20 protein-coding genes are annotated in these 19,019 nt (G+C 71.4%); 9 read left to right on the forward strand and 11 right to left on the reverse strand.

The window, feature by feature from the left end; translation table 11 throughout:
- The first annotated feature begins 19 nt into the window (after window positions 1-19).
- Complete coding sequence (locus tag ACH4XV_RS40240) at window positions 20-1,414, forward strand: helix-turn-helix domain-containing protein (protein ID WP_395798174.1); 1,395 nt, start codon at window positions 20-22, stop codon at window positions 1,412-1,414.
- 48 nt (window positions 1,415-1,462) lie between these two features.
- On the opposite strand, the gene ACH4XV_RS40245 is transcribed toward ACH4XV_RS40240, so the two are convergent.
- Window positions 1,463-2,338: an aminoglycoside phosphotransferase family protein gene (locus ACH4XV_RS40245; protein WP_395798176.1), complete on the reverse strand. Its 876-nt coding sequence runs from the start codon at window positions 2,336-2,338 to the stop codon at window positions 1,463-1,465.
- Between the two features lie 435 nt (window positions 2,339-2,773).
- Here ACH4XV_RS40245 and ACH4XV_RS40250 point away from each other — a divergent pair, with 435 nt between their 5' ends.
- The 4 genes from ACH4XV_RS40250 (at window position 2,774) to ACH4XV_RS40265 (ending at window position 5,499) form a co-directional block, all read left to right on the forward strand.
- Entirely contained in the window at window positions 2,774-3,934 is a 1,161-nt protein-coding gene (locus tag ACH4XV_RS40250) for a permease-like cell division protein FtsX (RefSeq protein ID WP_395798178.1), read from the forward strand.
- A gap of 279 nt (window positions 3,935-4,213) precedes the next feature.
- A complete protein-coding gene (locus tag ACH4XV_RS40255) occupies window positions 4,214-4,423 on the forward strand; it encodes a hypothetical protein (protein ID WP_395798180.1) in 210 nt (69 codons plus the stop codon).
- A complete protein-coding gene (locus ACH4XV_RS40260) occupies window positions 4,410-4,850 on the forward strand; it encodes a hypothetical protein (RefSeq protein WP_395798181.1) in 441 nt (146 codons plus the stop codon). The genes ACH4XV_RS40255 and ACH4XV_RS40260 overlap by 14 nt, the downstream gene beginning before the upstream one ends.
- 79 nt (window positions 4,851-4,929) lie before the next feature.
- Window positions 4,930-5,499, forward strand: a complete 570-nt coding sequence (locus ACH4XV_RS40265; RefSeq protein WP_395798183.1) for a YrhB domain-containing protein — start codon at window positions 4,930-4,932, stop codon at window positions 5,497-5,499.
- A gap of 319 nt (window positions 5,500-5,818) precedes the next feature.
- On the opposite strand, the gene ACH4XV_RS40270 is transcribed toward ACH4XV_RS40265, so the two are convergent.
- Entirely contained in the window at window positions 5,819-6,076 is a 258-nt protein-coding gene (locus ACH4XV_RS40270; RefSeq protein ID WP_395798184.1) for a helix-turn-helix domain-containing protein, read from the reverse strand.
- A 289-nt stretch (window positions 6,077-6,365) separates the two neighbouring features.
- Between ACH4XV_RS40270 and ACH4XV_RS40275 the strand changes: the two genes are divergently transcribed.
- The 3 genes from ACH4XV_RS40275 (at window position 6,366) to ACH4XV_RS40285 (ending at window position 7,508) form a co-directional block, all read left to right on the forward strand.
- Entirely contained in the window at window positions 6,366-6,506 is a 141-nt protein-coding gene (locus ACH4XV_RS40275; RefSeq protein ID WP_395798186.1) for a hypothetical protein, read from the forward strand.
- A 35-nt stretch (window positions 6,507-6,541) separates the two neighbouring features.
- Entirely contained in the window at window positions 6,542-6,871 is a 330-nt protein-coding gene (locus ACH4XV_RS40280; RefSeq protein ID WP_395798188.1) for a pyridoxamine 5'-phosphate oxidase family protein, read from the forward strand.
- 238 nt (window positions 6,872-7,109) lie between these two features.
- Window positions 7,110-7,508, forward strand: a complete 399-nt coding sequence (locus ACH4XV_RS40285; RefSeq protein WP_395798190.1) for a hypothetical protein — start codon at window positions 7,110-7,112, stop codon at window positions 7,506-7,508.
- Window positions 7,509-7,602: 94 nt separating this feature from the next.
- Here ACH4XV_RS40285 and ACH4XV_RS40290 read toward each other — a convergent pair whose 3' ends face one another.
- Window positions 7,603-10,461 (reverse strand): AfsR/SARP family transcriptional regulator, encoded by a 2,859-nt coding sequence (locus tag ACH4XV_RS40290; protein ID WP_395798192.1) that lies wholly within the window; start codon window positions 10,459-10,461, stop codon window positions 7,603-7,605.
- A 1,720-nt stretch (window positions 10,462-12,181) separates the two neighbouring features.
- Between ACH4XV_RS40290 and ACH4XV_RS40295 the strand changes: the two genes are divergently transcribed.
- Window positions 12,182-12,928 (forward strand): prepilin peptidase, encoded by a 747-nt coding sequence (locus tag ACH4XV_RS40295; RefSeq protein ID WP_395798194.1) that lies wholly within the window; start codon window positions 12,182-12,184, stop codon window positions 12,926-12,928.
- A gap of 128 nt (window positions 12,929-13,056) precedes the next feature.
- Here ACH4XV_RS40295 and ACH4XV_RS40300 read toward each other — a convergent pair whose 3' ends face one another.
- From ACH4XV_RS40300 to ACH4XV_RS40335, 8 genes are all read right to left on the reverse strand, one after another.
- A complete protein-coding gene (locus ACH4XV_RS40300) occupies window positions 13,057-13,713 on the reverse strand; it encodes a hypothetical protein (protein ID WP_395798196.1) in 657 nt (218 codons plus the stop codon).
- A gap of 55 nt (window positions 13,714-13,768) precedes the next feature.
- Window positions 13,769-14,200 (reverse strand): hypothetical protein, encoded by a 432-nt coding sequence (locus ACH4XV_RS40305; protein WP_395798197.1) that lies wholly within the window; start codon window positions 14,198-14,200, stop codon window positions 13,769-13,771.
- A gap of 118 nt (window positions 14,201-14,318) precedes the next feature.
- Window positions 14,319-14,591 (reverse strand): hypothetical protein, encoded by a 273-nt coding sequence (locus ACH4XV_RS40310; RefSeq protein ID WP_395798199.1) that lies wholly within the window; start codon window positions 14,589-14,591, stop codon window positions 14,319-14,321.
- A gap of 152 nt (window positions 14,592-14,743) precedes the next feature.
- Window positions 14,744-15,226 carry a hypothetical protein gene (locus tag ACH4XV_RS40315; RefSeq protein ID WP_395798200.1) on the reverse strand — a complete coding sequence of 161 codons (483 nt, stop codon included), beginning with the start codon at window positions 15,224-15,226 and terminating at the stop codon, window positions 14,744-14,746.
- A gap of 59 nt (window positions 15,227-15,285) precedes the next feature.
- Window positions 15,286-16,128: a hypothetical protein gene (locus tag ACH4XV_RS40320; RefSeq protein ID WP_395798202.1), complete on the reverse strand. Its 843-nt coding sequence runs from the start codon at window positions 16,126-16,128 to the stop codon at window positions 15,286-15,288.
- A gap of 93 nt (window positions 16,129-16,221) precedes the next feature.
- Complete coding sequence (locus ACH4XV_RS40325; protein WP_395798204.1) at window positions 16,222-17,199, reverse strand: hypothetical protein; 978 nt, start codon at window positions 17,197-17,199, stop codon at window positions 16,222-16,224.
- 112 nt (window positions 17,200-17,311) lie between these two features.
- The gene (locus ACH4XV_RS40330) at window positions 17,312-17,851 is read right to left on the reverse strand and encodes a hypothetical protein (RefSeq protein ID WP_395798206.1); all 540 of its coding nucleotides are present in this window, start codon (window positions 17,849-17,851) and stop codon (window positions 17,312-17,314) included.
- A gap of 167 nt (window positions 17,852-18,018) precedes the next feature.
- Entirely contained in the window at window positions 18,019-18,978 is a 960-nt protein-coding gene (locus ACH4XV_RS40335) for a hypothetical protein (protein WP_395798208.1), read from the reverse strand.
- Between the last annotated feature and the right edge of the window lie 41 nt (window positions 18,979-19,019).

The raw sequence follows: 19,019 nt of genomic DNA on the forward strand, positions 1-19,019 counted from the left end.
GCACCGACCGGGGGCTCCCGTGCCACAAAAACCCAAACCCCTCGACGACACCGCCTCGGTCCGCGCGTGGTGGGGTAAGGAACTACGGAACTGGCGACGGGTCCGGGGCCTTTCGTCCATCGCCCTCGGCAAAAGAGTGCACCTCAGCGGCACCTCGATCGAACGCATCGAAAAGAACGAACGCCCCTGCAACGCCGTGCTCGCGGCCCGTCTCGACGACGCCCTCGACGCCGGCGGAGCGCTGTGCCGGCTGTGGCGGCTCGTCGAGACGGAAGCGAGGCAGCTCGCCGATGCGGACAACACCGCCCCCGCAACCGCCGCCGAGGGCTCCGCGCCCGCACCGGTGGGCATCCTTGAAACACAGCCGCCCTCCCGTTGGGATCGGAGTCCGAGTCCCGTGGATCGTCGAGTCCTTCTGGCCGTAGGAGGCGTCGCCGCCGTCGCCCCCACCACGTTCTCCGACATGTTCGCCCGCGCCGGGACGCGTTTGCCCACACGCGTCACCCGATCCGACATCGAACAGGTGCGGACCGCGTCCACCACCCTGGCGGGATGGAACAACCTGTACGGCGGTGGCGGCATCGTGCGCAACGCGTCCATCGGACAACTGCGCTGGGCCCGAGGCATGCTCGACCTGCCGTGCCCGACTCGCCTGCGCCCCGCGCTTCTCACGGCCGTCGGGCACATGGCGGTCGTCATCGGAGCCTCGGCATTCGACGCCTTCGAACACCAGGACGCCACAGCCCTGCTGACATTCGCCACCACCTGCGCGGAGGAAGCCGGTGACTGGCACCTGCGGGCACTCGCCCTGAACTGGCGGGCACGACAGGCCATCTGGTGCGGACACCCCGACGACGGCCTCACCCACGCCGAGCAGGCTCTGGTCCGCGTCGACCGGCTCAACCCCCGTGAACGGTGCGCCGTGCACAACGCCCGCGCGCGAGCGCTGGCGAAGATGGGCGACCGTCAGGCAACGCTGGCCGCGATCGGGGCCTCGGACGACGCGTTCGCCCACGCCACCGCCGGCGACGACGACCCCGCCTGGATGGCGTACTACGACAACGCCCAGCACCACGGCGACACCGCGCACGCGGCGTTCGACATCGCCGTCCTGCCCGGACAGTCCCCGAAGGAGGCCGGCGCGCGCTTCATCACCGCCATCAGCGGACACACCGACGCCTACGTGCGCTCCCGCGCGCTCAGCGGCACCAAACTGGCGACCCTCACCATGATCACCGGCGACCCCCAGGAAGCCGCCGCGATCGGACACCGAGCCCTGGACGAAGTGGACCGGCTGCGCTCCGGGCGCGCCGCCCGAGACGTGGGGGACCTGTTCACCGCGTCCGCCCCGTATCGACGCGTCCCCGAGGTCATCGCCCTGCGCGAGCACATCAGGACGATCGTCACGACGTGAACGACCCGGTCACGGTCGCAGCACGAGCGACGTCTCGCCGAAACGGCCTCACGGACACGGTGTCCAGTTCCACGGTCGCGGCCCGTTGCGCCCGCGCAGACAATCGACACGCCACCGAGCCTCGCGCGCGTGGACCGGGTTCTCCGAAGCCAGTTGGATCACGTACGACGTCATCCGCAACTCGCGGATGTCCCGCAGCAACGCGTACCCGTCCCAACCGGTGACGTCGACCCCGTACACGGCGACGAACGCCCCATACTCCTCGGCCGAAAGTTTGCCGAACGACGTGTGCTTGATCGCGGTCGACACCAGGTCCCACTCCGGGGGTCCCACCGAGAAGCGTTCCAGGTCCAACAGCCGGGCAACTCCCGCGTCGTCCACCGCCAGATTGCCCGACCACAAGTCGCCGTGCACGGCCGCCTCCGCAAGGCCCGCCGGCAGCCCCTCCTCCCACCGCGCGGTGAGTTGCGCGAGACGATCGAGGAGCCATTCCCGATCACCCACGTCCACCGCGGTGCTCGCGGAAAGGCGTTCGGGCAGCCGCACGAAGGGCGCCAACATCCCGAAGCCCTCCTGCCGAGGAACGGGAAGGTCGTGCAGCCGTCGCAGGAGCGCCGCGATCTCCACGGGCGTACCCGCGCGATGCGCGGGAAGCTCACGCCAGAACGTCACGGGCCGATCCTCGACCAGGAGAGGCTGGTCGACCTCGAGCGCCTCGACCGCGGGTATCCCGTGCGACGCGAGCCAGCGCGCCACCCGTATCTCCCGGACGGCCGAAGCCTGTTGACCGGCACGCGCGATACGCACGACCACGCCACCGGGACATCGATACAGGGCGTTCTCCCCCAGGCGGATCACCTCTGCGGCGTCCGAGTCGAAGCCGTACCGCCGACAGGCCACCGCGAGAATCGACGCAACAGTCATGCCTGGAGCGTCGCACACCCCACCACGCGCATACGCAGACCACCAGCCACAATCGCCCGGCGGCGAATCCGCCGGCGAACTTCACACGGGCCCCGCGCCCGCCGGTTTCGTGCCGTGCCATCCGTCGCAGGGTCGAGCCGGTCGTTCCGAAGGAACGCGGCGAAGGCCCCGACGGGCGGCGGGACATAGTCCAAGACGCGGGTCATCCAGGCAATGAGGTCCGGCTCGGCGACGTTCGCGGGCGACGGCACCCGACTCGTGCGCGAGGTCGGAGCATGTGGCCAGGCCTGGGCATGCTTTCCGGGGATCCGTCTCCGCCCCTGCGACACACCTGGCGGCTGCCGCCCCGCGCCGGCTTCGGCGAATCGGTCGTATCCGATGAGAGAGACGCCAACTACGCTCGGTACCAGGCACGTTCACGACCGGGGGATGAACATGACGAAACTTCGCGCATCACACGCGGGCAGGATCAGCATCGGGTGCGCGGCCACGCTCTTGGCGATCACGGCGGTCGCGGGGTGTTCCGGCGGGAACGACAAACCGTTCCCGAAGCGAGCCGCCGTCAAATCATCCGCACCGGCCGGCTCCGCCGAGCCGGACGACGACGAGACGACGGACGGAGAGAGCAAACTGCCGCCGCCGGGCGTCGACTACTGGGCGGACAAAGCGGACCTGGCCGTGTTCCTGTGCCGGACCGCCGTCCCTCGAGGGGGCTGTTACGACGGTCCGGTCACCAGCGCACAGCGCCAGGAGATCGTCGACGCGCTCAAGGCCATGCCGCAGGTCCAGCACGTCTACTACGAGAACCAGCAGCAGGCGTGGGAGCTGTTCCGCGCGCAGAACGCGAACAACCCCGCACTCGTCGCTGCCATGACCGCCGAGCAACTCCCCGAGTCCTACCGCGTCAAACTCCGCAGCCCCGACGGTCGCTTCGCCGTCGTCGCCGCGATGGAGGGACGACCCGGCGTGGACTCGACCATGGACCACAACCGCGCCACACCCCCGCCCGCCGCAGCGGGCCCGCTGACGCAGGAACGGGCGCGGCGCGCTGTGTTGACCGCGGACGACCTCGGCCCCGGATGGAGCGGGGGCGCCCTCACCGACACCGGGTCAAAACCCGCCTCCGGACCCTACTCGGGCAGCAGCGGCGACGCGGGATGCGACCGCGCCATCGCGGGCGCACCGGCCGGTGCAATCACCATCGCCCTGGGCGCACGACGGGAATTCGAGAGCGTCAACGGGCTGCGGCTGGCCGCCTCCGTGCAGGTGTACAACGGCGACAGCGCCGCGCTCCAGGTGGCCAAGACCCGCGCCATGCTCGCCGGTTGCACCGGAATCCCCATGCCCTACCAGGGCACCACCGCCCGCTTCAGCACACTCCCCGCCCCCGCCCTCGGGGACGAGAGCCTCGGCATACGCGTCATCGTCGAACACGACGGGCCCAAAACCGTCGACTCGATCCTGATCCGCGTGGGACCCAACCTCGCCGGCATCGTCGTCACACCCCTCGCCGACAACGTCACCCTGCCCCCCGCGACCCTGGACCGCCTCGCCCGCCAAGCCGCCGACCTCCTGCGCGCCACTACCCGCAACTGAACCCGGGCGGCGCGCTGCCCCCTCCGGGGTGACGCGTCCGACGCGAACCGGGTCGACACACACCGCCGACCGAAACAACGAGCAACGACCCGTCGGCAGCGGGCGCGTCATCATGCGAGGGGGCGCCCGCCGCGCCTGGGGCCTCGAGCCCTCAGGGGCGTTCCCCCCTCACGGAGCAGGCGTTATACCAAGGTTCTGCGGGTGTCTCAGGAGGTTCGGCGATGTCCGCCGGGATGCATCAGAGGGCGTTAGCTTCGTGTGCCTCTTGGTGTCTCAGAGGTGGGCGATGGCGCAACGCTGGAGCGGCTCCGCGTCGACCGACAGCTCGAAGAGGCCATGGTCCATGGCCCCGACCCACTCCACCTCGCCGAGGTCTTCAGGCTCGACGAGAAGACCGCCATGCGTTACGCGGACTCGGCTCGGCGCCTCCTGGAAACCAGTGCCGAATCGTGGAACGTCGTGGCAGCATCGACGGATGATCAACGCTGAGGACCTGGTCGGAAGGCACCTGCTGAAGGTGACGACGTCCTGGCACCACTACCAGGAGACCGAGCCCTCCCTCCTGCACATGTGGCTGCACATGGACGGCCTCGGCCCCGTCCGGTTCCACACAACGGGCGACGGGTTGTCCCTGGAGATGGACCAGCCCCACGGCCCCTACGACATGGACGAGTACGGCCACACCACGGCCGAGGACGACCCACCCGAGTTCCCCATGACCCGGTTCATCGGCCGGCAGATCCTCTCCGTCCGAGAGATCCGCTACCAGGACGGCGACTACGACTTCGCCATCGGCATCACCGTCCGGTTTCCCGGTGGCACCATCCGGGTCCTCAACCTCGCGGACGAGATCGTCCTGGCCCATGACCAGCACCTGGGCCCGGTCGAAGTGCATCTCCACGTAGCGGATGCCTGAATCCCTCACCTGGGACGAAGCGAACCCGGCGGAGGAAAACTCCTGTTCGTGTCCCTCGGCGTGCGAGATGCTGCCGGACATGATCGACCGTGACTTCGCGATCCGGGTGGCCCAGGCGGATCTGGACCGCAAGTACTCGGGGCGGCTGGTGGTGGCTGGGGCTGAGGAGCACGAACTCGTCTGGATCGTCTACTACCAAACAGCGGAATACCTACGCACGGGAGACCCAGGTCAGCTCTTGGGCGGCAACGGCCCCTACCTGGTGGATCGCCTCGATGGGGGTCTTCACCAGATCGGACCGGTCGCCGCAGTCACCGGCGAATGGGAGCCGGACTACCGGACCCGCATCAGGAAGACGACCACACGCACCGCAGTGGATGAGCTGCACGAGGAGATCCGCCGGACAGCGGCGGCCGATGGACGAATCATCGCCATGCACGTGCTGCGACAACGGGTCCAGACACTCACGCACGCGCAGGTCATCGAGTACGTCACCGCCCTGCAGGCCGGCACCGCACCACCGCACCTGGTGGACATCGCCACCAGGGTCCTCGTTCCTGCCCTCGATCCCGTGCTCAGCGTCCACACCATCCACCGCGCGGAGGCGGCGCCGGATGTGGAGTCAGCTGAGGGTGGACCCGTGTCTTGAAGCGAACTCGCGCGTCCTTTCGCCAGAATCGGGGTGGCTGGCCCGTGGGTTCGCCTTGAGGAACCTTCAGTTTTCGCGAACTCGCGGGACTCACCGGCCTCGGGGAACATCGGGACAGCGGATATCGGTGAGAACGATCTTGTTCAGGGCATGAGTGTGCTGACCCGATTCGCGTCCCTGCGGCGGGCCTTGCGCTGGGCCGGGACTGCGGGGCGCCCTGGCCGCCGGCGCCGATGGTCGCAACGACGACCGGCCAGCGGCCGAACAGCGTCACTTCGTACCGGCCTTTCGAGGCACGAGCCACGAAACGGTCACGTTTTCAGCAGTCTCTGCGAGACACGTGGCCGGTGCACACCGAGTTCAATAGGACAGCGTCGACATGCAGTCGGCTGAGACACCAAAGCGCGTGAGACACCTCAACTGTTCCTAACAGGCGATGCGTCGCGGTGTAGGACAGTCCCGCCTCGGTCGCGATCTCGCGGATCGACGCGCCGTGGTCGTACGCGGCACGCAGCTCCCGCGCCGTGTCCCGTCGAACGTCCCCAATCAACCAGCGTGTCCTGGGCACCCAGACCATCGTCACCTCCTCACCGCATCGTGAACGGCAACCCCCGCCGGAAGCAAGCACCGCGAGCGCACCTGTCCACCAGCTTCCCCATGAAGCATCCCCGACGCGCTGTTCGGAGCTGGGCCCGGTCCCGCGATTCCCGCGACACCGTTGATGGGAACCGTGAGGGGGCGCGGCGTCGTGCCGCTCATGTGAGCATCCGCGTTGCCACGTCTCGGAGTCGGGTGTCCGGCGGCGGTTCGGTCGGTGGTGCGAACGTGCTGTCGCTGGGCAGTACGCGGCGGTCCGAGGTTGCCCAGTGCAGAAGGTGCGGCCGCAGACGGGCCACCCGCACCGCGCGACGGCGCACCCGTGGGTCGTCGTCGTGGCGGATGTGGTTGCGGTCCTGGCGGAGGCCGGAGGCGACCGCGAACTCACACTCACCCGCTTCACGACCTGAGCGTCGCGGCCGAGGCCGGACGTGCCCCGCTGACCGTGCCGATCTGGTACGAGTACGGGCCCGGCGGACTCGTCTCGGTGATCACGTGCCCCGGACTGCGCAAGGTCCGGCTCATCGAGGAGGCCGGCCGGTTCGCGTTGTGCGCGCAGGTGGCCGAGGTCGACGACTACCGGTACGTGTCGGTGGGGATCGGCCCGACCTCGCGGCGGGAGCGCTTCGACCTGGCCGCCCGATACATGGGCTCGGACCGCGCCGGCGACTACATCGACGCGACGGAGGACACCCCGGCCGGCTACATCGCGATCCACATGCGGCCCGCATGGTGGCACACCTTCGACTTCAGGGTGACGCCCGACGGCCGGTAGACCACGGCTTGTTCGTCGCCCTCGCCATCACCGTCATCGCGTTCGCCGCGTTCGCCGCACGTGGATGCCGCGTGCAGGCCGCGCGGACGACAACATCACCGAGGTCGGCAACAGGCGACGTGCGCCCACGCCCGATTCAGCGGCCGGTCAATCGTCGGTCAGTAATGCTCCAGTCGGCGCTGCCATCGTCGTCACACGCGGATCGATCCGCGTACGAGATTCCGAAGGAGTGTCCCTCATGGTGAATCGCATACGCATGACGCTGAAGGCGGGCCTGGTGGTCCTGGCCGCCATGATCGTCGGCATCGCGACGATGGCTTCGGCCCAGGCGGCGCCCACGCCGGGCAAGAGCGTCTTCCAGCAGCACCGAACCGGTATCCAGGCCGCGCCCGCGGCCTCCGCGTCGGACCGGGCACCGGCTGCGGCGATGGCCAACTTCACCTGCTTCCCGCCGTTCCGCTACAACAACGCGGCGTCATGGAACTGCAACGTGTCCAGTGGCACCATCCACTTCTGGATCACGTGCTCGGTCGGCGGCAGGTACTACAGCGGTCTGTACGGACCGGGCAGCTACTACGTGTACGCCCAGTGCCCGCAGGGCTATCGGGTGGATGAAGGCGTCGAATCGGTGGGCTGAGCCCTTCCCAACCTGCACGCCGCATCCGCACAGGGTCGAGCCGGGTTCGCCGACGAACCCGGCTCGACCGCTGTCCCGCGCCGAGGCGAGGCGGCTACCGCCGCAGCCGGGTGCGTACCGCTTCCGCCTGGTCGTGGCCGAGGTCGTCGAGGATGGCGAGGGCGCGGTGCCAGGCGTCCCGGGCCTTGGGGATCTCGCCCAGGGCCCGGTGGCTGTCGCCGAGCTGGATCAGGGTTTCCGCCTCGTAGTAGCGGTCCCCGCTCTCCCGGTGCATGTGCAGGGCCCGGTCGTAGTGTTCCACCGCCCATCGGTGCCGTCCGAGACAGGCATACGCGAAGCCGAGGCTGTCCAGGGTGTTGGCCGTGCAGAAACGATCGCCCAGTTCCCGGGCCAGGACGAGGGCCCGCCGGCAGCAGGTCAGAGCTCGTTGTTGGTCGCCCAGGTGCGCGTACACCCAGCCGAGCGCGTTGAGGGCTCGGGCCTGCCCGTCGCGGTGGCCCGAGGACCGCAGTATCTCGAAGGCCAGCAGCGCGTGGCTCAGGGACTCCCGGTAGCGGTGCAGGCTGTTGAAGAGCACCGTCAGGTTGCGGTGCGTGTGGGCCTGGGCAACGAGGTCGCCGACGTCTCGGAACAGGGCGAGTGCCGCCTCGAAGTGGCGGCGCGAGTCCGTGTTCCGGCCCAGTCGAGCGCAGCACCGACCGAGGATTCGGTGGGTGTGCGCCAGTGCCACCGGGTCGTCGAGACGCTGCGCCGCCTCCAACACGCTCATCTGCATGGTGAGTTGCTGCTGCCAGTGCCCGCGCAGCTCGAGGAAGTTCGCCAGGCACCAGGCCAGCCGCCAGGCATGGGCTTCGAAGCCGGTGTCGGCGGCCAGCCGAACGGAGGCGAGGAGCACCTGGTGTTCGGTGGCGACCCAGTCCACCGCGTGATCCCGGTCGATCAGGTGCTCCGGGACGCTTCCGGGCTCGAGCTGCTCCCGGGTCAGCGTCACCGAGTCCCGATGCGGATCCGTCATCTGCGTGGCCCGGTATGCCGTGTGCAGGTAATGGTCGAGAATCCGCCGCCGCGCCGCGGTGCGCTCCGCCGCCGGCTCGTGGGCCTCCGCGAGTTCGACGGCGTAGGCGCGGAGCAGGTCGTGGCAGGCGAACCGGCCGGGCAGGTGCTCGGTGATCAGGTTCACCCGGGCCAGATCGGCGAGCAGTCGGCGCGCCCGGGGCTCCGGAACCGCCGCCAGGCTGGCCGCCGCGGGCGGCGTGATGTCCGGTCCGGGGTGTAGGCCCAGGAGTTGGAAGAGCCCGGCCGCCGCGCTGTCGAGGGTGCGGTGTGAGCAGGAGAACACCGCCCGTACGTCGGTGGCCTGGTCGTCGCCGGCGAACGGGTCGAGGGTGGTGCGGGCGGCGCTCAGTTCGCCGGCGAGCGCACCCAGCGAGAAGTCACGGTGGGTGGCCGCCCGGGCGGCGACGACGGCCAAGGCCAACGGCAGCCCCGCGCACCGGGTGATGATCTCGTCGGTCGCCCGCGGTTCCGCCGCCACCCGGTGCGGCCCGATCCGGCCGACCAGCAGCTTCCTGGCCTCGGCGGCGGGCAGGACATCGAGGACGGTCGGCGCGGCCCCCTCCGCGGCGACCAGGCCCGGCATCCGGTTGCGGCTGGTCACCAGCACCAGGCAGCCGGGCGAACCGGGCAACAGCGGACGGATCTGCTCGGCGTGCGCGGCGTTGTCCAGCACCACCAGCACCCGACGGCCGGACAGCAGGCTGCGGCACAGCGCGCTCTGCGCCTCGACACTGACCGGTATACGCTGTGGCGGCACCGCGAACGCGTCCAGGAACCCCCGTACCGCCTCGGCCGGCGTCACCGCGGGCCCGCCCGGGGCGAATCCCCGGAGATTGACGAACAGTTGCCCGTCCGGGAACCGATCGGCCCGACGGTGCGCCCAGTGCACCACGAGGGCGGTCTTTCCCACCCCCGCGGGACCGGTGATCATGGCGATCGTCACCGCGTCGGCGCGCGGCGTCAAGTGGTCGACCAGGTGGTCGAGTTGCTCCAGTTCGTTGCCGCGGCCCACGAAGACCGGCAGGTCCGGAGGGAGTTGGGCGGGGACCTCGGCCACGGCGGGAGGCCGCGCCTCGGCCACGGCCGCGTCCCGCTCGATCCCTTCGACCGGGGCGGAGCCGGGAGGGGCCGCCGTCCCTTCGTCTTGGTCTCGCCGACTCAGTAACGCGGCGTGTGCCGCGGCGAGTTCGGGCCCGGGATCGACGCCGAGTTCGGCGACGAGCCGCCGACGCACGCTCTCGTGCACGACGAACGCTTTTCGGCGGTGCCCGGCGAGTTGGTACGCCCTGATCAACCGCGCCTGTGTGGCCTCGTCGAAGGGGTGGCGGCTCGCCTCCTCTTCCAGGAGCGGCAGTGCTTCGGCCGCGGCACCCGCGGCCAACAGCGCGTCCACGTACCGGGCCAGCACCGTCCGGCGCTCCCCGAGCAGTCGGAGCACCTTCGGGTGGTCGGCGAGGACCGGCACGTCGGCCAGGGGCGGCCCCTGCCAGAGCCGCAGCGCGTCCCCGAGCAGCCGGGTCATCCGCGGGTGTTCACCGGCGCGCGCCGCCTCATCGGCCGCGGCGGCCAGACCGCGGAACCGCGCCAGGTCCAAGCCGCCGTCCGGGATCCGAAGGGCGTACCCGTCGCCGACCGCGGGGATGACCACACTCGCGGCGCGCCGCACGCGCTCCGGCTCCAGGAGTCGGCGCAGGTGTTTGACATGGCCCTGGATGATGTTCGCCGCAGTGGCGGGTGGATCGTCCGGCCACAACGCGTCCACCAAGTCGGCCCGCGACCACGGCTGTCCGTCCGTCAACGCCAGCAGCCCCAGAAAACCGCGCTGCCGGGCGCGACCGAGATCGATCTCGACACCGTCCTGCCACGCGCGCACTCGCCCCAGGATTTGCACGTGCATTCGTCCCACCCCCGCTCAGGCGGCGCACACCGCGGAGGTCCGGATGTGCACGGACAGGAACGAACCGGGTCGGAATCCACGTGCGGTCGCGACGCGAACCCGTTCGCCGCCCGCGCGCGACCGCGCGGGGTCGGAGCCAGTGGTCGCCGCGGCGGCACCGGGGCGGACCAGGGTCGCGGTCGGGGCGGCGATCCCGCCGCGGACGCCCCGCGCGGTGAGGTGCCGTGGTCGAAGTGTGTGCTCTTTCATCGGACACTCCTGTCGACGCTCGTGTGAACATTTCTCGACGGACGAGAAACCACGTGCGGTGGACACGTGCCGGTCGGGTGAGCGAAGCGGATGTCTCGTCGCGGGGCCGTGCGCCCCTCGATCCGGCACCCGAACGCCCGGCTGGTTGTCCCGGGGCGGACGCTACGACGGCGAAGGGGCGGAGGTAAGGCTTCCAGCGGGCGGTGCCGGAACCTCGACAGGCCCGCCATGTCCGAACTCCCACATGTTCGCACCTCGTTCACGCGTGTCGGCCCCCGGACTCCCTCCCGGAAAGACCGGAGAACCACCCCCGCGCTCATGGGAACCCAGACCGTGAACCGAGCACGACGGCACACGATGTTCACGAGAACGCGCAGCAGTTGTGACCGCCGGAGTGGAGCCACAGACCACTCAACCCTGCTACCAGCGGTTTCAGGTCCCGCGAAGGTGACGCCCTACCCCCGACGCGGGACCTGCGGTCCGACAACTGGACCCGGACGATGCACGCGTTGTCGGTAACGGGCGGGCAGCCGGCCTCCGCCCGCTGCAGCTCCTGCCTGGGCGCGGCCGTGTGCGTGCGACATCGGCGTTCTCACCGTGGCTTTTTCTTGTGCAGCGCATTGAGGCACCTTCTCGAACAGAAGATTCGCTTGCCGTGAGGAGGCGATCGGGGGTTCGGCGCGGTGGTCCGGCGTCTTTCCGGCGTCGGAATTCTGCTGCGGTCGACCCATTCCTGGCCCCCGCGGGCGCCGGCCGCGACCGGCGACGCTCGACCGGGCGCAGTCGGGTACTCGTGCACGTGAGGTCGTTCGGGTGAATCGTGTGCGGGGGTGGGCGGGTTGCCGGCAGGGTGGGCGGGTGCCCTTCGTGGGGTCCACACATTCGTCTCGCGGCGTGGTGTGCGGGCTGTGCCCCGCGGGGGATGACATGGGAGCGGCCCCGAAAATCGTCTCGTGCGGTTTCGGGGCCGCTCTCGTGCGTCGCGCGGACCCCCGGAAGAGGGGAGGGCCGGTTGCCCGCGGACGGGTCTCTCGCGGTGTGCCGCGGCAGATGCGGTCGGCGAGGGCCTCGATCTCCTGGTCGAGGAGCCGGTCGATCGTCGCCAGCAGCTGCGGGTCGATGTCCGGGCGGAGCAGGCCCGGGAGGAGGTCGTTCATGCCGACGTTTCTGCCGGGGGTGTGGAGGTTTTCGAGGCGTTCGAGGACGAACGCGTCCAGGTTGGTGTTCAGCAGGCGGTTGACGGGTTCGAGCGCGGGGTCGGGTAGGCGGGGTCGCAGGCGGCGGTGGGTGGCGCGGTATTCCTCGTCGGGGCGGGCGGCGGCCTCTTCGCTCATCACGGCCCGGCAGGTGACGCCGTCGTCGTTCGTCTATTCACGGATGATCCACACGGGACCTCCAAGATCGGGGCCGGGAACGCTACTCCGCATCCGCAGCGAGCGGAAGAGGGCCCGAGGGTCGTCGAGGGCGCGACGTGACGGAAGGGGTCGGGATGGCGGTGGCGGGGTGGGTGGTCGTGTTCGTCGTCGGGTTCGGTGTGGGGTCCCTCGTGCGGGTCGTCGTGTTCCGGTACGCGGTGCCGGCGGGTGCGCCGCCGCGGCGGGAGTGTGTGGGGTGTGGCGAGGTGGTGGTCGCGGCGGGAGGTGTGGTGCGGCCGTTGTCGGTGCGGGGGCGGTGCCGGTGGTGCGGGGTACGGGTGGGTGCGGCGCCGTGGGTGGCGGAGGTGGTGACGGGGTTGGGGTTCGTCGGGGCGCCGGCGGTGGCGGCTCCGGTGTGGACGGCGGTGGTGTGGTGGTGGCTGGTGCCGTTCGCCGTTGCCTCGGCTCTGGTCGACGTCTCGGTGCGGAGGCTTCCTGACCGGCTCGTGGGGGTGGCGGGCGTGGGGTTGGTCGTGATCCTGGCGGGAGTTGCCGTGGTCCAGGGCCGGCCGGGGGCGTTCGCGCGGGCCGCGGCGGCGGGTGTGGTCGTGGGCGTGGTGCACCTGGCGATGGCGGCGGTGGGCGGGATGGGCATGGGCGACGTCAAGCTGGCCGTGGTCGTCGGCGTTGGGCTGGGGTGGGCGGGGTGGTCGTGCGTACTCGTCGGCACGGGCGCGGCGTTCGTCCTGGCCGCTCTGTGGGTTGCGGTCGCATTGGTGACCGGTGGGCCGGGTGCGCGGGTGCCGTTCGGGCCGTTCCTGATCGCGGGCGCCTGCGTCGGGCTGGCCGCGGGCGGTGCCTGATGTGCGGTGCGGGAACGACGCCCGGTCAGGGGCTTCCGGCCGGCGCGGGCCGCCCGGTGTGGCGGTGCTCGGGCGGGTGGCGCCGTGGCGTGCCGGTTCGGTCGTGTACGGGGCGGTCGCGTGTGGGGTCAGGACCGCAGGTCTCGAAGAAGGTCCCGGAAGGCGTCCCGGTCGCGACAACCCTCGTTCAACAGGACGAGTTGGGCCGGGCGTCCCCCGTTGTTGACCTCGGCGGCCTGTTCCGCAAACACGTCGTGCACGGCGGCGTCCAGATCCGATTCGGCGATGCCGACCTCCGTCGCGATCGCCTCCAGGTCGTGCAGGTGTTGCAGGTGTGCGAGCGCGGCGCGTATGCGGTGGCCGGTGGCGGCGTCGAGGAGTCGGGCGCGGGTGTGGTGGTCGGGTTCGGCGGCGATGGCGGCGGCCGTGTCGGCGTCGACGACAGGGGTGGCGGCCCGGTCGCACGGGCCTCGCCACGTTCGTCCCGGCAGGTGGACGAACAGGGTCCCGGGTTCGCCCCGTTCGCCCTCGGTCCGCACCCGGCACGCGAAACGGGGGTCGAGCGCGGCGAGTTCGTCGAGGACGTCCTGGATGCCGTCGGTGTCGATGCCGTAGGCCGTCAGGACCTCGCCCGGGGCGGGGGGTTGCTCCTGCGCGTCGGGGTCGGTGCGGTAGCGCTCGGCGTCGGTCAGGAATCCGGCGTCCCGCAGCCGGTCGCCGAGTTCTGCGGCGGTGTCCGGACAGCAGTCGATGATGGTCAGGGCGGCGTAGTGCTCGTCGTTCATGGTGTGGTCCTTCCGGGGGTTCGCGAATGCGGGTGTGGTGTGGCGTGGGCGTGGTTCACCGTCGGGCTGTGATCCATCGGCACAGGTACACGCGGAGGTCGTTCGTGGTGACCGAGGCCAACGCGTCGAGGGGCACGTCGAGGTCGTCGTGGAGGGAGAACCCGTCGCGGTATCCGTGGCCGCTCTCGTGGATCTCCACGGCGGAGGGCGGGAAGTAGCGCAGCTCCCACACGTCCTGGAGCACGCGTATGTAGGGCGTGTGTCCGTTCTCCAGGTGGATGTCCTCGTCGGGGAATTGGGCGCGGGTCTGGTCGTACTCGTGTGCGCGGGCCGCGCGGACGAGGTCGTCGCACAGGTTCGACAACGTCGCGCGGTGGTGTTCGCGTCGAACGTGGTGTTCGTCGACGCAGGCGGAGTCGATCAAGGCGCGAGCCTCGTCCACGTGCGGACTCTCGTCGTCGTGTGCCCGATGGTCGGGGGTGTGCATGCCTGTGTTCCTTCCGCGTTCGAGGTGTCGGGTGGGGGCGGGGTTGTCCGGGCCCGCGGCATTGCGCACCGGCCGGCCCGGACACGGACGCGATCAGGCGCGGTGGTGAAGGCGCGGCTCACATGTCCAGCGCGGCGTCCATGGCGGCGTGCCATTCCTCGTCCGAGGCGAAGACCCGCTTGCACGTGTCCGTGCACCTGAGCTGTCCGGGGCGCAGGTCCGGGTCGGCGCGGTGGCCCTGGGTGGAGCCGTGGGTGCAGATGCCGGCGCGGCGGAGTTCGGCGATGCGATCGCCCACGGCGGTCATGGCCGCCATTTCGAGGTCCACGTCGAGCCGTTGCTCGCGGATGGCCTGAAGTTCGTCGGCGGAGGTTTCGTCGGGGTAGCTCATGATGTGCCTTTCGGGGATGGGGACCTTGGGGCGGACGTCGAGGACCGGCCCGCCCGGGACGGCGGCGTGGAACCTCGCGCGGCCGTCGGCGTGTCGGGCGGGGCCTTCCGAGCCCGCCGCGGCGTCACGTCGCGGCGGGCCCGGGGCGCGGGTCAGGTCGCGGTGTCGTGGCAGCAGGTGCAGGGGGCGGCGTCGGCGCGGCGTGCGCGGGCGGCGGCGCGTCCTTCGCGGTACCCGATGCAGGTGCGGCAGGTGAGTTCGCCGGTGGTGATCCGGTAGTGGGTGAGCCGCTGGTTGCGGTCCATCGTGCGGCACAGCGGATACACGGCCTGGTATTCGTGTTCGGGGTCGCGGGGTTGGGCGGTGTGGGTCCTGCCGCCCGTGACCGGTGTGCACACGGTGGTGTAGTCGTCCTCGTCGGGCGCGTCGAGGTGGATGCGCCAGTCCGCGCTCAGGGCCGCGTCCCATGCCTTGGCGGGGGTGTGGGTCTTGGCGCGCCACAGGGCGCCGGCGGCGGCGGTCACGGCCGCGCGGCGGCGTTCGGGCAGGGCCTCGAACGTCGGGCGGGTCCAGCGGTCGTCCGGTTCGGTCTGTCCTCGGGGTCCGGTGGAGGGGGTGGGTTCCGTGGTTGTCATCGGTGACTCACTTGGGGGTGTGGTCGTTCGGTTGGGGGTGTTGGTCGTTCGGCTGGGGGTCAGTCGCGCATGCCGGCGTTGAAGCGTTCGGTGGCGATGCGGACGGCGCGTTCCGGGCCGGTGGCGCGGACGGTGTCCTCGTGGGCGAAGGTGTGCTCGCCGAATCCGGGGATCTCGTGGCGGACGTCGAGGGCGGGCTCGCCGGGTATGGCGGCGTGGAACGTCACTTCGCAGTCGTCGTCGCACGTGCCGTAGACGCTCCACCACCGGACCGGCTTGGCGCGGCCGGGGGTGATACCGGCGCGGCTGAGGGCGTGGTCGGCGTCGATGGCCCATACCGGGTCGGCGAAGGGCACGCATCCGTCGGACAGGCAGGCGAGTTCGATGTCGACGGGTTCGCCCTCGAAGGCGCCCAGCACGAGGGCGGTGTCGTCGGGCAGGCGCAGGCCGACGACGGTGAACGGGGCGTGGACGTAGTCGACGCCGTCGGCGAGGACCTTGACGTATTCGTGTTCGGCGACGACGTGGGCCGCGCCGTCGTGGTCGGGCCGGATGCCCGCAAGTCGGTCGCGGACGCAGCGCATCGCCTCGCGGGTGTCGACGTTCCAGACCCTGTCGACGAACGCCGTGGTGTGCCGGCTCTGGGGGGTGAGGGCGATGTCGATGTCGCCGGAGCGCCCCTCGACGGCGGCGACGATCGTCCTGTCCTCGCCGCGCCGCACGCCGAGCACGGTGTACGGGACCAGCGGGGCCGTCAGCAGCGGCGAGGTGACGTGGACGCGGGCACGCTCGCGCCGGACGAGGGTCAGGGACGGACGCGCCTCGGGCTCGGAAGCCGGGACGGGGGCATCGGCCGGGGCGGTGGGATCGGCTGGGGTTGTCGGTGTGGGGTCGTCGGTCACGGGTTTGTCCCTTTCCGGGTGTGGGTCGGTATGGGGTTGGGGTGGAACGGCGGGGCGGGTGTGGTGTGTTCGCCCCGCCGTTCGGCGGTGGGTTCACGTGGTGGGCGGTCGGCGGTAGCAGAACTCGCGCATGGCGCGGACGTAGGCGGTGACGGCCTCGACCATGTGGGCGTCGTCGGCGGGTGCGGTGCGCGGGACGCGGACGACGTCCTCGGGGAGGTAGTCGGTGAGCGGGTCGTCCCAGCGGTGGTGCATCGCCGTCCACGTGGCGACCTCGCCGAGGTGGTCGGGGAGTTCGTCGTCGTGGTCGGCGTCGGCGATGTGCAGGCGGGAACCGTCCGGCAGGACCACAAGGATCACCGGGTACTCGTCGTCGAGGGCGACGCGGGCGACGTGCCCGGCGGCGGTGAGCGCGTCGACCACCGGCGCGTACGCCTCGCGCAGGCGCGGCGTCGGCGTGCCGAGAGCGGGCTGGGCCATCGCCTCGACGACCGCCGCCAGCACCGGGTGGGTCCACGCGCCGAGGGGGGTCAGGACGGCGCGAGTGTCGAGCATGGGCCGGCTCACGTGGATGTCACGGCCCGCGACCCTCACGTGGGCGGGTCCGTGGAAGTTCGCCGGATCGGTGGTGATCCCCGGCTCGGAGGGGCGGGCGTTGGTCTCCCCGACGAGTGCTTCCAGGTCCCATTCGGCGGCTGTTGTGGTGCCCGGGCTCTCGGGGGCGTGGGCCGTGATCGCGCGCACGACGGGGGCGGCGACCTCGGGCCGTACGGCGCTCCCGTGCAACGTCACGTGGGCGAGCGGGTCGCCGAGCCGGGGGTCGTCCAACCGGGTGCGCGGGTGCACGCTCAGGCCCACGATCGGGCCGGCGGAGAACACGACGACCGGGTGCACGCTCATCGACGCCTGCCCCCGGAAGGCGGGGGCCACCGGCACGTGGAACGCTCCGGCGCCGGGCGCGGCCCACAACGCGCGGGCGATCGTCGCGACCCGGGCGGGCTCGTTCAGGGGTGCGGTCGGGTTGTACAGGCCGGGGCTGTTGTGGCTGAACCGGGTGGGCAGCATGCCCATGACTTCTCCTCGGAAATGGGGCGGGAACGGTCGGTCGGTTCCGGCCGCGCCGCGCCCGCGATGTGGCGGGCGCGGCCTGCCTGTCGGGGCTGGGCGGGGTGCGGGGCGGGGTCTATCGGCTGCCGCAGCCGGCGTGGCCGCAACCGCCGCAGAACCCGCCGTGGTTGCATGGGCACAAACACGGCCCGGTGCGGGGCTCCTTGCGGCGGCGGGGCGGGGGCGGTTCGAGGGCGGCCCCAGGGGCGGGCGTGTTCGCCGGTGCGGGGGCGGTGGTCGCGGCGCGGGCCTTGTCGTAGACGCCCAGGAGCGCGTGGAGGTGGGCGAGGGCGTGGGCGTGTCGGACGGCGACGAGGTCGAGGTCGCGGCCGACCGACCGGGCGATCCCCAGGTCGTGCAGGCGGCTGGTGTGAGTCGCCGCCGTCAGGGCGCGGTCCAGGGTGCGGGTCAGTCGACCGATGCCGTCGGTCAGGCGGATCGTGTCGCGGTCGACGTCGGTGGCGACGGTGTCGATCAACACGGCCAGACCGTGCAGGACGTCGCCCGGGCCGGCGTGCCGCTCGTGCAACGCGGCCGGGGTGATGCCGAGGCGTTCGACGACCGCCTGGGTACCGGGCCCGGTGTCGGCGGTCGCGGGTGTGGGCGGTGTGGGCACCGGATTCTCCGTTCGTGGGGCGTCGCGGGGCCGGGGGCCGGCGCCCGCCCGGTCGTTGCGGCAGAGCGGGGCGGGCACCGGGGTGGGCACCGGGGTGGGCACCGGGGTGGTGCGTGGTACCGGCGGCGGGGTCGTCGTGCGTCGTGCGCCGGGGTGGGGTGGGGTGGTCAGCGTTTGAGGACGTGTACGCGTCGGCCGCCGATGAGGGGGGCGCCGGGTGGGCCGGCGATGTGGTCGCCGATCCAGATGGGGCGGGCGCGGACCTCGTCGCTGAAGCGGGGGTCGCGGTAGCGGCGCCAGTGGCCGCGCACGACCCAGCGGTGTTGGTAGGCGCGGGTTCCGGGGGTGTTCTCGGCGGTGCCGTCCCCGGGGGTGCGGGCATGGCGCAGTTCGATCACGCGGACGCTGGTCGGGGTTCGGGGGGCGAGGCGGGCGATGCGGCGGCGACTGGCGCGGGGGGCGTGGAGGGTATCGGTGGTCGCGATGCTCTGGCCCATCAGGAGCCAGGTGGCGGCGAGCAGGCGCAGGGTGTGGGTGCCTTCGTCGCCGTCGAGGCGGTCCCCCGGTCGCAGGGCGGTGGTGGAGGCGAAGGCGTAGCCGTGTGGGGTGTCCATGCCCGGGGGCAGTGTGTTCGGGTCGAGGGTGGTGAACCGCCGGACGACGGGGTCGTCGGGGGACACTTCGTCGTTGCGGGGGGTTCGCGGTGGCAGGACCCAGTAGTCGACGGTGGTGAGGCCGCGTCGCGGGCCCCAGGTGATGGCCTGGACCGGGCGGTGGTGGCGGTCGGGGGGCGGGTCCTGGTAGACGAGGACGCCGGCGGGGGCGGGCATGTCCTCGACGGTGAAGGCGTAGTCGGTGAGGCGGCGTGCGGCGTGGTGGGCCAGGGCCGTCATGTCGGAGGTGACGTAGAACGCCTCGGCCAGGTCGAGCGTGTCGGCGAGGTGGTGGGCCATCGATTCGGCCGCGGGGCGTTCGGCGGGTTCCGGGTCGCCGGGCAGGGCGGTGAAGCCGGCGGCGGTGAATACGCCGGTGAAGTAGGCGGCGGCGCCGTGGCGGGTGCCGTCGTGGGCCCACTGGGCCATTTCGGCCTGGAGTTCGGGGACGTCGTGGGCGGTGCGAACGATCACGGTGGTGTCCTCCTTCGACGGGCGGCGCGGCGGACGGAACG

This window comes from Embleya sp. NPDC020630 (assembly GCF_044334985.1).
Classification (GTDB): Bacteria; Actinomycetota; Actinomycetes; order Streptomycetales; family Streptomycetaceae; genus Embleya.

Bases quoted from the DNA above. Each gene is read 5' to 3' on its own strand.
- ACH4XV_RS40245 (WP_395798176.1), bottom strand. From the start codon at position 2,338: ATGACTGTTGCGTCGATTCTCGCGGTGGCCTGTCGGCGGTACGGCTTC.
- ACH4XV_RS40250 (WP_395798178.1), top strand. From the start codon at position 2,774: ATGACGAAACTTCGCGCATCACACGCGGGCAGGATCAGCATCGGGTGC.
- ACH4XV_RS40260 (WP_395798181.1), top strand. From the start codon at position 4,410: ATGATCAACGCTGAGGACCTGGTCGGAAGGCACCTGCTGAAGGTGACG.
- ACH4XV_RS40265 (WP_395798183.1), top strand. From the start codon at position 4,930: ATGATCGACCGTGACTTCGCGATCCGGGTGGCCCAGGCGGATCTGGAC.
- ACH4XV_RS40270 (WP_395798184.1), bottom strand. From the start codon at position 6,076: ATGGTCTGGGTGCCCAGGACACGCTGGTTGATTGGGGACGTTCGACGG.
- ACH4XV_RS40285 (WP_395798190.1), top strand. From the start codon at position 7,110: ATGGTGAATCGCATACGCATGACGCTGAAGGCGGGCCTGGTGGTCCTG.
- ACH4XV_RS40290 (WP_395798192.1), bottom strand. From the start codon at position 10,461: ATGCACGTGCAAATCCTGGGGCGAGTGCGCGCGTGGCAGGACGGTGTC.
- ACH4XV_RS40300 (WP_395798196.1), bottom strand. From the start codon at position 13,713: ATGAACGACGAGCACTACGCCGCCCTGACCATCATCGACTGCTGTCCG.
- ACH4XV_RS40305 (WP_395798197.1), bottom strand. From the start codon at position 14,200: ATGCACACCCCCGACCATCGGGCACACGACGACGAGAGTCCGCACGTG.
- ACH4XV_RS40310 (WP_395798199.1), bottom strand. From the start codon at position 14,591: ATGAGCTACCCCGACGAAACCTCCGCCGACGAACTTCAGGCCATCCGC.
- ACH4XV_RS40315 (WP_395798200.1), bottom strand. From the start codon at position 15,226: ATGACAACCACGGAACCCACCCCCTCCACCGGACCCCGAGGACAGACC.
- ACH4XV_RS40325 (WP_395798204.1), bottom strand. From the start codon at position 17,199: ATGGGCATGCTGCCCACCCGGTTCAGCCACAACAGCCCCGGCCTGTAC.